This window comes from Occultella aeris, from assembly GCF_902703175.1.
GTDB classification, from domain to species: domain Bacteria; phylum Actinomycetota; class Actinomycetes; order Actinomycetales; family Beutenbergiaceae; genus Occultella; species Occultella aeris.
Genome location: NZ_CACRYJ010000019.1, coordinates 1 through 12,240, shown reverse-complemented (window position 1 = coordinate 12,240; position 12,240 = coordinate 1). Strand labels below are relative to the sequence as shown.

General features: G+C 65.9%; 11 protein-coding genes. 7 read left to right on the top strand and 4 right to left on the bottom strand.

The window, feature by feature from the left end; all coding sequences use genetic code 11:
* Nucleotides 1-635: 635 nt before the first annotated feature.
* A complete protein-coding gene (locus HALOF300_RS07580; protein WP_156740357.1) occupies nucleotides 636-953 on the bottom strand; it encodes a hypothetical protein in 318 nt (105 codons plus the stop codon).
* A gap of 171 nt (nucleotides 954-1,124) precedes the next feature.
* Between HALOF300_RS07580 and HALOF300_RS07575 the strand changes: the two genes are divergently transcribed.
* The 4 genes from HALOF300_RS07575 (at nucleotide 1,125) to HALOF300_RS07560 (ending at nucleotide 6,903) form a co-directional block, all read left to right on the top strand.
* Entirely contained in the window at nucleotides 1,125-3,257 is a 2,133-nt protein-coding gene (locus HALOF300_RS07575; protein ID WP_156740356.1) for a site-specific DNA-methyltransferase, read from the top strand.
* Between the two features lie 2 nt (nucleotides 3,258-3,259).
* Entirely contained in the window at nucleotides 3,260-5,857 is a 2,598-nt protein-coding gene (locus tag HALOF300_RS07570) for a DEAD/DEAH box helicase (RefSeq protein WP_156740355.1), read from the top strand.
* Between the two features lie 10 nt (nucleotides 5,858-5,867).
* Nucleotides 5,868-6,170, top strand: a complete 303-nt coding sequence (locus HALOF300_RS07565) for a hypothetical protein (protein WP_156740354.1) — start codon at nucleotides 5,868-5,870, stop codon at nucleotides 6,168-6,170.
* Between the two features lie 193 nt (nucleotides 6,171-6,363).
* Nucleotides 6,364-6,903 (top strand): hypothetical protein, encoded by a 540-nt coding sequence (locus HALOF300_RS07560; protein ID WP_156740353.1) that lies wholly within the window; start codon nucleotides 6,364-6,366, stop codon nucleotides 6,901-6,903.
* Between the two features lie 310 nt (nucleotides 6,904-7,213).
* On the opposite strand, the gene HALOF300_RS07555 is transcribed toward HALOF300_RS07560, so the two are convergent.
* Both HALOF300_RS07555 and cmtR read right to left on the bottom strand, forming a co-directional pair.
* The gene (locus tag HALOF300_RS07555) at nucleotides 7,214-7,813 is read right to left on the bottom strand and encodes a cadmium resistance transporter (protein ID WP_156740352.1); all 600 of its coding nucleotides are present in this window, start codon (nucleotides 7,811-7,813) and stop codon (nucleotides 7,214-7,216) included.
* Entirely contained in the window at nucleotides 7,810-8,178 is a 369-nt protein-coding gene (gene cmtR, locus HALOF300_RS07550; RefSeq protein WP_156740351.1) for a Cd(II)/Pb(II)-sensing metalloregulatory transcriptional regulator CmtR, read from the bottom strand. Before cmtR ends, HALOF300_RS07555 begins: the two co-directional genes overlap by 4 nt.
* 204 nt (nucleotides 8,179-8,382) lie before the next feature.
* On the opposite strand from cmtR, the gene HALOF300_RS07545 reads away from it, so the two are divergent.
* From HALOF300_RS07545 to HALOF300_RS07535, 3 genes are read left to right on the top strand one after another with little or no spacing between them, the layout of a single operon-like run.
* Complete coding sequence (locus HALOF300_RS07545) at nucleotides 8,383-8,985, top strand: recombinase family protein (RefSeq protein ID WP_156740350.1); 603 nt, start codon at nucleotides 8,383-8,385, stop codon at nucleotides 8,983-8,985.
* Nucleotides 8,986-8,988: 3 nt separating this feature from the next.
* Complete coding sequence (locus tag HALOF300_RS07540) at nucleotides 8,989-10,389, top strand: Mu transposase C-terminal domain-containing protein (protein WP_156740349.1); 1,401 nt, start codon at nucleotides 8,989-8,991, stop codon at nucleotides 10,387-10,389.
* Nucleotides 10,386-11,204: an AAA family ATPase gene (locus tag HALOF300_RS07535; RefSeq protein ID WP_156740348.1), complete on the top strand. Its 819-nt coding sequence runs from the start codon at nucleotides 10,386-10,388 to the stop codon at nucleotides 11,202-11,204. Before HALOF300_RS07540 ends, HALOF300_RS07535 begins: the two co-directional genes overlap by 4 nt.
* Before the next feature lie 108 nt (nucleotides 11,205-11,312).
* Here the strand turns inward: HALOF300_RS07535 and HALOF300_RS07530 are convergent, their stop codons facing one another.
* Complete coding sequence (locus HALOF300_RS07530) at nucleotides 11,313-11,765, bottom strand: hypothetical protein (protein WP_156740347.1); 453 nt, start codon at nucleotides 11,763-11,765, stop codon at nucleotides 11,313-11,315.
* Nucleotides 11,766-12,240 lie beyond the last annotated feature (475 nt).

Here is a 12,240-nt window from a genome sequence, read left to right as displayed (position 1 = left end):
GGGCAGACCGGCCGTTACGACACGCCCACAAACGCCACCATCACCTCGGAGCCGATCCAGGCCCCGACACCCAGCCCATCGGTGGATCGAGGCTAAGGCTCTCCAGGGCGTACCGCCCACGGGACAGGAGCACCACATGGCGCCCCCGCGTCGCGCGATCTGCGACCAGAATGGGGAGGGCGCAAGACCACCGAGACTTCCGCCTGGCTCGAACTGCAACCCAAGCCGGATGACGCACGCTCGTCATCGATGCCGGCCCGCAGGGCACCTCACCACGGTCCTGTGTGCCGAACCGTCGGCCGAGGATGCCGCGGCTTGGCCGACGTCATCAGAATGCTCACGCGAGGGGATCGGTGACGTTACGCTGCCCAGTGTTTGGGCAAGGCGTGGACTTGGTCCCGGCCGTTGGATCCACGCTCGAGGACTACGACGTTTCTCACAACGACGGAAACGACCCCGGCGATCGCAGTCGAAGAGGCGGCACAACACCTCCAACGGGCCTCCGAGCTGGCCCGGGAGTTCGGCCGCCTCATCGATTAAGCCCAAGCGGCTATAAGCGGGCCGGAGCTACCGCGCACGGGACGGCGGGGGAAGGTAGCAGTCAACGGGCGTGTCCCTACTCGCGGTGGCGAGTCCTAGAGACGATCAATCCACGTGTCGCCGTCGCGATCATCCCAGGAGGAGCCGCCGGTCTGCGTCTGATGCGGTTGGCGACTCTCGAGGCGTTCAAGGATGAAGCGCACGTCTGTGGCGCGTAGGTCGCGTAGGGAGGGGAGCGGCCTCATCACACAACTCTCGATGATCCGACGCCGTTCGGCATCGCTCATGATCCCGGCCTGCTCGAAAGCCGAACGGAGTTGGTCGATCTGATCTGACCGGATCGGTGGGTGTGGCTGCGCCGTCCTGGCCGATCGTGGGTCGCTGAATTCGAAGAGGGCATCATCCTGAGACACGACATCGACTCTAGTTGGGCTTGAGCACAGATCGACCATGCTGCGGCTCGAACCGAGCGATCTACCACCCCATGGCGACGGTAGGTTGAGGCGGTCCTCTCTCGTGATCCGGCGCCAGCCGGACTGGATAGGTAACTAGACAAGGCCAGGAACCTGAAGGAGTGCATAGGCGTGTCCCGACTGACCGATTTGCTCGCCCAGGCGAGGTCACAGGACCCCCAACTCGGACGTGACCTCGAAGCGGAGATCCGCACGCTGTCGGAGCGGCGGGTGTTTGGGCTGAACTTCGAACGTCATCGGCCTGAAGCCGTCGAACTGCCCGAGCGGCCGGTCCGGAAGGGCGATAAGGTCCGCGTCCTGTCACCGCGTGGGGAACTAGGCGGTCGGGGCGACCAGCGGCTGTGGCGAGTGGGGAGCATTGAGAGCATCGACGGCGCCAGCGTGGCGCACCTGGTTCTGCTCAACGAGGAGACGACCTCTCAGACGGTTCTGGCCGACGACCTTGTGGTCGTGGCTGAGTTTCGCGACCCGATCTATCCGGGACTGCGCTCCACGGGCAGGGTAGAGCGAGGCGGAGACAAGCCGTTCCACACCGTGATCAACGCCGAGAACTTCCACGCCCTTCAAACCCTGCTTTACACCCACCGAGCCACGGTCGACGCGATCTACATCGACCCGCCGTACAACACTGGCGCGAAGGACTGGAAGTACAACAACGACTACGTCGACGGAGATGACCTCTACCGGCACTCCAAGTGGCTCGCCTTCATCGAACGCCGGCTGCTCCTCGCCAAGGAACTCCTCAATCCGGCTGACTCGGTGCTAGTCGTCACCATCGACGAGAAGGAGTACCTGCGACTTGGCTTGCTCCTCGAGCAGACCTTCCCCGACGCCCGAATCACCATGGTGACATCGTCGATCACCCCTGGCGGTTCGACCCGAAGAGGCACGTTCAACCGAGCCGCGGAGTACCTGTACTTCGTGCAGGTCGGCGCGTCGGCGCCTGTACCGCTGGTCCTCGGAGACGAGTGGAACCCGGTCGGAACGAAAAACAAGGCGGACCTCTACTGGGCGCGCCTAATTCGGTCGGGCACGCAACCCTTCCGCACGACTCATCCGAATCTCTTCTACCCGATCTACGTGCACCAGACCGTTGACGGTCCCGCATTCCACTCGATCGGTGAGCCGTTCTACGGAGGCGGGTGGCACGAGGCACCCGTCCCAGACGGATGCACCGCGATCTGGCCGATCCGCAATGACGGGCAGGAAGGGCGCTGGCAGATTAGCCCCGTTGCGCTTCGCGAACTGCTCCAGGGTGGATTTGCGCGAATGGGGCCGTGGAAGGCCAGCGAGACGACTGTCTACTACCTGAAGCAGGGCGAGAGGAAGAAGGTCGTCGATGGCGTTTTCCAGGTCTCCGGCCACCGCTCGGATGGTTCTGTCATCACTGATGGTTCTAATTACGAAGCCCGGTTCGTCCCGACGGACATTTGGCGCATCACGTCGCACGACGCTGGCAACAGCGGCAGTCGGCTACTCGAGAAATTCATCCCGGGAAGGAAGTTCCCCTTCCCCAAGTCGCTGTATGCGGTCGAAGACACCCTGCGGTTCTTCGTCGCCGACAAACCGAACGCGGTCGTCCTGGACTTCTTCTCCGGGTCCGGAACGACCACGCACGCGGTGATGCGCCTGAACCGCCAGCTCGGGGGCCAGCGCCGCTCAGTCGTCGTCACCAATAACGAGGTCTCGGCGACTGAGCAAGCCGGTCTCCTCAAGAGAGGGCTGCGCAGTGGGGACCCCGAATGGGAAGCCCTCGGCATCTGTGACTACATCACGAAGCCTCGCCTGCGGGCCGCGGTCACGGGCCGCACGCCGAGCGGTGAACCCGTGACCGGTGACTACCGGTTCGTGGACGAGTTTCCGATGGCCGAGGGGTTCGAGGAGAACGTGGAATTCTTCACCTTGACGTATGAGACGCCGTGGCGGGTGGCTCGCAACCGTGACTTCGCTGCGATTGCGCCGCTGCTGTGGCTGCGAGCCGGCTCACGGGGCCGTCGGATCGACGCCGTTCCTGAGAAGGGATGGGATGTCGCCGAGGTCTACGGGGTGCTTGTGGACCTGGATTCCTCGAAGGCGTTCCTAACTTCGCTCGCCGGGCGCGAGACGGCGCGGATGGCGTTCGTGGTGACCGATGATGAGCGACGGTTCCAGATGATCTGTGCCGCCCTGCCCGACCACGTCGAGCCGGTACGGCTGTACGAGTCGTACCTGTCGAACTTCGAGATCAACCGCGGAAGGAACTGAGCGTGCGGTACACACTCAAGGAGTACCAGGGCGACGCGGTTCGTGACGTGTTGGGCAACCTGACCCGGGCGCGCCGTCTGTTCCACGAGCTGGGCGACACCTCCCAGTTCGCGCTGTCGGCGACCACGGGGGCTGGAAAGACCGTCATGGCCGCTGCGGCGATTGAGGCGCTGTTCTACGGCAGCGACGAGCACGACTTCGCCCCGGACCCATCCGCAGTTGTGCTGTGGTTCTCCGATGACCCGAGCCTCAACGAACAGACCAGGTTTCGGCTCATGGCGGCCTCGGACCGGCTGAACCACTCCGATTTGGTGGTGATCGAGCACCCGTTCAGTCACGCGAAGTTGTCGCCGGGGAAGGTGTACTTCCTCAACACCGGGAAACTCACCAGGTCGTCTCTGCTGACCCGAGGACACGACGACGACGGTGGGCACCTGCCCGGACTCGAGCCGTCATCGACGCCGGATATGCAGGCGTACACGATCTGGGACACCCTGCGGAACACCATTGAGGACGGGACGCGGACTCTGTATCTGGTGCAGGACGAAGCTCACCGCGGGTTCGGCACGAGAGCGTCGTCGGAGAAGCCGACGATCGTGCGCCGGCTGATCAACGGGCACGCCGGGGTGCCGCCGATCCCGGTGGTGTGGGGGATCTCTGCCACGGTGAAGCGGTTCGAGGACGCGATGCGGTCGGCGGAGGTGTCGGAGTCGCGGCTGGCGTTGCCGAAGGTCGTCGTTGACCCGGTGCGGGTGCAGGAGTCCGGGCTGCTCAAGGACACCATCGCCCTGGACATCCCGGCCGAGTCCGGCTTGTTCGACACGGTTCTCCTGACGCGTGCCACCCGCAAGATCATCGCGTCCACGCGGGCGTGGGCGGAGTACACCGCCACCCAGGACGACGGCACCACCAGTTCGGACCCGGTGGTGCCGTTGATGGTGCTGCAGCTTCCGAACCGGCCAGATGCGGCGGAGGTGGAACGTGCCCTGGCGACGGTGTTTGAGACGTGGACCGACCTGCCGGCTGACGCGGTCGCGCACGTCCTCGGGGAGCACCGCACCGAAAGGTACGGGAGATTCGAGGTGCCCTACATCGCACCTGAACGCGTGCAGGACGCCACCCACGTGCGGGTGCTTCTGGCGAAGGACGCGATCAGTACCGGTTGGGACTGCCCCCGTGCGGAGGTGCTGATGTCGTTCCGGCCAGCGAAGGACGCCACCCACATCACCCAGCTCCTCGGCCGTATGGTCCGCACCCCGCTGGCGATGCGGATCCCCGGCAACGACCGACTCAATACCGTCGAGTGTCTGCTGCCACACTTCAACCACAAGACCGCTACCGAGGTCGTGGAGGTCCTGACCGGGTCGCTCGAGGACTTCCCGGGCGCCGGCGGCAGCGGGCCGAGGGTGCTCATCTCCCCGCAGGAGATGACCCCGAACCCCACCGTTGCCGAGCGTGTGTGGGAGGCGTTCGAAGAGTTGCCGTCCGAGTCGGTGCCACGGGTCGGCTCGAAGCCGGTGAAGCGGCTGACCGCGTTCGCCCAGGCGCTCACCACCGACGGGCTGCGTCCGAACGCCGGCAAGGACGCTCACGCCGAACTGCACGCTGTGCTCGATGGGTGTGCCGCCCGGTACCGGGACAAGGTCGAGGCCGCGGTACGCGAGGTGTGGACCGTACACGGGGAGACCATCACCGGGCAGACCGGTGCGACCACCGCATACGAGAAGTTCGCTGAGACCGCTGACGACCGGGCCATCCAGGCCGCGTTCCGTGAGGCAGGACGGGCGTTCTCCCCGGCGCTCGCCGGCACCTACGTCGACCACCTCGCAGGCCCGGAGGACCCCGAGACCGGCGAGGACGGGCTACGCGATGCGCACGTGAAGGTCGCCGCCCTCGCCCTGGTGCCGGAGGTCGTGGCCGATCTCGAGCGTGAGGCCACCAACCTGACCGGTCGCTGGTTCGGCGACTATCGGGTCGCGATCAAGGACCTCACCGACGAACGCCAGGCCGTCTACAACGACATCCGGGCCATGTCGGTCGAGCCGCAGCGCATGATGCTCACCAGGCCACGCAACAGCATCGTCGAGACGAAGACCCAGGACGCCGTCGGCGACGAGATCTCGCTACCGACCCGCACCGGGCACCTGCTGTCCGACCAGGACGGGAACTACCCGCTCGGTGAACACACCTCCATCGAGCTCGAGGTGCTCACCAAGGAGATGGGCCGGCCCGGTGCGCTCGCCTGGTATCGCAACCCTGGCCGGGCGTCACAGGACTCCCTAGGGGTGGCATGGCAGGACGGACCCAAGTGGCGGTCGCTGCGGCCGGACTTCCTGTTCTTCACCGAACAGGCCGGGCAAATCCGAGTGAGCATCGTCGACCCTCACTCCCACCACCTGCGGGATGCGCTCCCGAAACTACGGGGGATGGCCAAGTTCGCGGCCGAGTACGGAGACGAGTTCCACCGCATCGAGTCCTTGACCACCGTCGATGGGCAGACCCGAGTTCTGGACGTCAAGGACCCCCACGTGCGTGCAGCGATCCTGGCTGCCGATGATGCGAAGGCTCTGTACCTGTCGAATGTGGCCGGGAACTACTGAGGGAGCAGTGATGAGGTACTTCGAACTGTTGAGCGCCGAGCCGGTCGTGACAGACGACTCAGGTGATGAACTGGTCTGGACGATCTACCCGGCTGGCACTCTGTGCGAGATCGTCGACGACTCTGCCGGCACGATCGTCATCGTGGACGACGATGACGATGACCTGGTGTCGGTGCGCATGCCCGGCGGGCAGGAGTCGTACTTCCCAGCGGACATTGGTCGGGTGGTCGAACGTGACTCGGCACCGCCGCAGGGCCCATTCCGGACACTTGTGGGATCGCAGATCGGCCAGGAGTTCCCGAACCTGGCATAGCGCACGGCCGGTAATGATGCCGTCAGTGACGACCTGAGCGTCGCGCGATGAGTGCCGTCAACCGCTGTGGTTCTGCCTGGCCGAATACGATCGAATCCGACGCGGCGCTGCGATGTTGTGGAACATCTACAAGATCGCGGAGCCGCCACGTGACCTCCGACGGGCGCTGCACCCTGCGGGCTAGTCTCACGACATGACGCGGGAGACACGGGGGGTGCTGGCGGCAGCACTCGGCGCAGCGCTCCTGGCGGGAGCGCTGATGACCGGGTGCGGCGCGCCCGGCACCTCACCAGCCGACGCGGACGGCTCGACATCGACTTCGCCACCGTCGACGACCAGTTCGCCCACCGCAGCCTGCCCCCAGCCCGTCGAGGGCGAGTTGCCGGAATACTGCGTCGCCTACGACCCCGAGGAGTTGATGGAGGGGAACGAGGAGTACCGCCAGCGGCACGATCTTCCCGACGACGTGGCGACTGCCGCCGAGGCGCTCGTACCCGCCGTCACCGAGGCACTTGAGCAGCTCCGTCTTGCAGGACCCGCAACCGAGGACGACGTCCGCGCTGCTCTGGAGTCGCTCGGTCTGGCGTCCGTGCAGACCCGGTCTGGCGCCGGGATCGCGTTCGGCGCCGCCGCACCCGAAGGCGGCTGCGTGTTCGGTGCGGTGGAGGCCGACGCGGTGACCGTCGAGGTCGGCGGCGTAATCATGGACGGCGGGTGCCTACCGGCCCAATAGTGCCGGCGGCATGTCCGCGCCCCTTGGCCGCGCTGCCCACGAAGTCGGCCACCCGGCCTTCTGGATAATCGCCGGACTCGCCTGCACTCTCATCCCCTCGCTGCTCGCGCGCCCAACCCTCAGTGCCCGCGTAGACAGGCGACGGACGCCCGGAACCTCGCGCCGAAACGGAGTGGCCCGAAACGACGGTTCGGAACGGGCGACGTCTGCGGGGAGCCTCGCTGTGGTTTTGGCTCCTATATGGCGGCGAACTGTCGCTGTTATGTGGCGGTACGGTCGCGCCGTTCGAACAGGAGTCATCGAGGAACTGTTAGAGACCGAAGGCTCCGCCACTGACCAGAATGACGATGCCGAGGCCGATCAGGACGACAGGGAACAGGACGTGCTCCCAGCGTTCGAGGACTTCGGCGATCGGTCGGCGGGTGGCGATGAACTTGGCCAGCATCACGAGCACCGCGACGAGCAGGAGGAAGACGACACAGTAGGCGACCACGGCCGCAGGTCCGACACTGAGGAAGACCGGGACGTAGACGCCGATGTTGTCTCCTCCGTTGGCGAAAGTGACTGCGGCGACAGTCCAGACACCGACGTGCTTACCCTCGACCTTGGCGTCATCGTCATCGTCGTCGTCCCCACGCCACGCCCGCCATGCGGCCCACAGTCCTAGGGCCAGGGGGATGAGCCCGAAGTACGGGATGGCTTCCTCGGGAAGGAATGCTCCCGCGCCCAGCGAAACGAGCACGGCGGCGCCCAGGATGCCGGCGAATCCTACGTACTGGCCTGCGGCGATCCGGGCCGTCGTTCCACGTTGCCCCGCGCCGCGGGCGAAGAACAGCGAGAGCACGATGATGTCATCGATGTTGGTCGCAATGAACAGTCCGATCGCCGGCAGGACCGAGGACAGGATCATGCGTCAGTCCCGGCCTCGGTGCATCCGGTGCATCCGGGAACCGGGCAGGCAGAATCGATGCAGGGAGCGTTCTCGTTTAGTGCGAGGGTGACATCGACCAACGCATTGAGCGCTCGGGCTAAGTGTGGGTCGGCGATCTCGTAGCGCGTTTGGCGGCCCTCGGGCTCGGCGACCACGATGCCGCAGTCGCGCAAGCACGCCAGGTGGTTTGACACGTTCGAGCGCGTCAGCCCGAGGTTCCGTGCCAGCTCAGCCGGATAGGCGGGCCCTTCGAGCAGAGTCATGAGGAGCCGCGACCGCGTCGGGTCGGCCAAGGCCCGGCCCAACCGGTTCATCACATCCAAACGCGTAGCAATGGTCAGCATGCGCTGAACTATACAGTGTCGACTGAATCAACAGGCTATGCCGAAAACGAACGATTCCGCTACAGCGATGACGATGCGCCGGGCCCCGTGTCAAGATGCTTGACGCTCCGCGGTTCTTGGCTCGCACCGTTGTAGCGGAACTCAGTGCCGGATTCTATGGCTCGATACTTCCCCTGCCGGATGAGTATCGTTACAGTCAGTGCCATGGGGCACCTCCTCGGTTATGCGCGCGTGTCGACCACCGATCAGGATGCCTCGCTGCAGATCGATGCGCTGAACGCGGCTGGCTGCTATCGGGTCTTCGTCGACACCATCTCTGGGTCGCTTGATCACCGTCCCGAGCTGGAGAAGCTGATGGACCAGCTCCGCCCGGGTGACACCCTGGTGGTGTGGCGGCTGGATCGGTTGGGCCGTTCGATCCGGCATCTCATTGACCAGTTGCAGATCCTGTCTGACTACGGCGCGGGGTTCCGCTCCCTGCAGGAGACGATCGACACGACTTCCTCGGGCGGGCGGCTGGTGTTCCATGTCTTCGCCGCGTTGGCTGAGTTTGAGCGCGACCTTATCCGTGAGCGCACCAACGCCGGTCTGGCGGCCGCCCGGGCACGGGGCCGGACCGGTGGGCGGCCCTCGTCGCTGTCACCCGCCCAGGTCAAGGCGGCCAGGCGCATGTATGAGCAGAACGAGATGACCGTGGCGCAGATCGGTGATGTGCTGGGAGTCAGCCGCACCACTATCTACCGAGCACTGAACCGGCAGGGCAGCGCCCCTGCGATGGCACCACGGCGACCGAGAGCCGCCGTGTAGGTCATGGACGCGGCCGGGCGCTGGCAGATCCTCAGGCTCCACGTCGAGGACCAGGTCCCGCTCGCCGCCCTCGCCCGCGACTGCGGCATTGGACTGCGCAGCTTGGAGCGCTGGCACGCCCGCTACCGCACCAGTGGGTACGCAGGCCTGGGCACACGGCGGCGCTCTGATGCCGGCAGGCACCGCCTGCCCGGCGAACTCGTGGCCTTGATCGAGGGCCTGGCGCTGAGCAAGCCTCGGCCGGCGACCGTCACGATCCATCGCAAGGTGCGCAGCATCTGCGACCAGCAGGACTGGCCGGTGCCGTCCTATGGAGTGGTGCGGGACATCGTCGACGCGCTCGACCCAGGCATGGTCACCCTCGCCCTGGAAGGACCGGCGTCCTACCGAGACAAGTACGAACTCGCGCTGCGTCGGCAGGCCGAGCGCCCCAACGCGATGTGGCAGGCCGACCACACCATGCTCGACATCCTCGTGGTCGGCACCGACGGCAAACCAACCCGCCCCTGGCTGACCACGATCATCGATGACTGCTCCCGAGCCATCTGCGGCTACACGGTCTTCCTCGGCGCGCCCTCCGCGATGAACACCGCCCTGGCACTGCGTCAGGCGATCTGGCACAAGGCCGACCCCATCTGGCCGATGTGCGGCATCCCAGACGTTCTCTACGTCGATCACGGCAGCGACTTCACCAGCAACCAGCTCACCGCCACCGCCGTAGACCTGCACATTCGGCTGATCCACTCTGCCGTCGCTCGTCCCCAGGGTCGCGGAAAGGTGGAGAGGTTCTTCGGGACCGTGAACACCCAACTTCTGGCTGGTCTGTCTGGGCACATCGCCGAAGGGCACCCCTGGCCCACGCCGAGCCTGTCTCTGGGTGAGCTCGACACCGCTCTGGAGGGGTTCATCGCCACCTATAACGACCGCGCCCACAGCGAGCTCGGCACCTCCCCGCGCACCGCCTGGATCGCCGAGGGCTGGCTGCCGCGCATGCCCGAGAGCCTCGAAGACCTCGACGGGCTGCTGCTCACCGTCGCTCAGACCCGCGTTGTGCGCCGCGATGGCATCCATTTCCAGGGCCTGCGCTACATCTGCCCGACCCTCGCCGGCTACGTCGGCCACTCCGTCGTGATCCGCTACGACCCCAGGGACATTGCCGAGATCCGGGTCTTCGACCACGAGGAGTTCATCTGCAGGGCCATCAACCAGAACCACCACAGCGAGCAAGTCAGCCTCAAGGAGATTCAGGCAGCCCGCAACGCCCGGCGTCGCGCCCTGCGCCAGGGCATCAACGAGCGCATCGCCGTCGTGGCCACCCACACCCCCGAACCTGCACCCGCGACCGAGGCGCCGGCCCAGGAGCCGCGTCGGAAGTTGAAGGTCTACAGAGAGGACCTGAGGTGAGCCAGCGCTTCATCGTGACCAAAGAGCACCGCCGCTTCACCGAGTTCGCCGACGCCGTGCGCCGCGGGCACACCATCGGCCTGTGCTTCGGACCAGCGGGCGTAGGTAAGACATTGTCTGCGCGCCGCTACACCCGCTGGGACAAGGCCCACGACCTGCTGACCTACTGGGGCCCGCGCTCCGACAGCGACGCGAAGATCTACGCCGTGCTGGCCAAGAGCCGCACCGTGCTCTACACCCCCAGCGTGCTGACCACGCCACGGGCCCTGAAGGACGAACTCGACCAGGCCATCGCCCGCACCAACATCTGCATCGAGCAGCACATCACGCCCGCCGGACAGATCGCGCCACAGACATGGGGATGGCGCCACGGCAAGAACTACGTGGAACTGATCATCGTCGATGAGTCCGAACGCCTACGCCCCACCGCCCTGGAACTACTCCGTGATCGCTATGACCGCGACAACATCGCCCTCATCCTGATCGGCATGCCCGGCCTGGAGAAGCAGTTCACCCACTACCCCCAGTTCTACAGCCGAGTCGGCTTCGCCCACCAGTACCGGCCCCTGGGCAAGGACGAACTGCTCTTCGTCCTACAGCGACATTGGCGCGCCCTCGGGAAGACCATCGACCCCGAGGACTTCACCGACGCTCAAGCCATCGCCGCCATCGCCCGCATCACGCGCGGGAACTTCAGGCTCCTCGAGCGTCTCTTTCCCCAGATCGAGCGCGTCCTGAAGATCAACGAGCTCGACACCATCACCAACGACGTCATCGAAGCCGCCGCCGGCACCCTCGTCATCGGCACCAGTTGACCGCCCGCCAAATAACTCCGACAGCACCCCGCCATATAGCGGCGCAAGTCACAGCCTCGCAGTCTCCCGAGTCGACTCGCCCAGAAACGATCGTTTACGGAGGCCCGGTCATGCACCCCCTGCGCGGGCCACCCGCCGCTGCGCGAGCCACCACTTCCGGAGGTTCCTCGTCCGGACTGTCCAGCGGACCACTCGCACGGGCAGCAACGGCGGGTCCACCATCTGAGCGGCGATCTGCTCGGCATAGTCGGCGGACTTCAAGAACTCCGACCGCGCCGCGTCGACCTTCCGCGCCAGGTCCTCGTCGGAAAACGTGACCACCGCGTAGGCACCGTCCAGATCGTCCATGGCCTTCGCAACCGCGCGATGCAGGAGCCGGCTGCCCGACGCGCTCGCCAGCCGCCGGAGCGCAACGAACACCCTGCCCTCCGCTTCGTGCGCGACGGCATCCTCGACGTCGCTCCCGATCAGCGACCAGTGGTCCGTCGCGTCGTCGAGCTCCCGGAGCGCGAAGTGCAAACGCTCCGCGCGAGCAGTCGCCCGCAGATGGCGGGCAGTCATGAGCGGTCCTACGACCGACGCGATCAACGCCGACACAACGGCAACGCCCCCACCGATCGCCACACCCCAGAGCGCCTCGCTCACTCCAACCTCCTTCTCCCCCCGACGTGCCTGGATCGTCCCACGGCCCCAACCGCCCGCGCGGCGATCGGAGGCCGGCACAGGGTGCCGTCGATGCTGGGCCGGGGGGCCGGCCCCCCGGATCGGGGACTGACCGGTATCGGTCGTTTCCGGTCGCGGGAAGGCAAAGGGGGCAGTCATCGGTAGGAAGCCTGCCGCCAGATAGACCTCCCACGTGCCCGGTAGTACGGCAGGTCAAACGCCCCAGAGATTTCTTCGCCAAGACGGAGTTATTCGTACACTCCGGTGGATCACGGGTTTCTCCTATGTCAAGCCGCTGCCGGTTGGCAAGTCGGCGGGGCTTGGGTGTGGTCGTTCTGGTGGTCGGTGTTGAGTTGGTTGTAGACGACGCGGG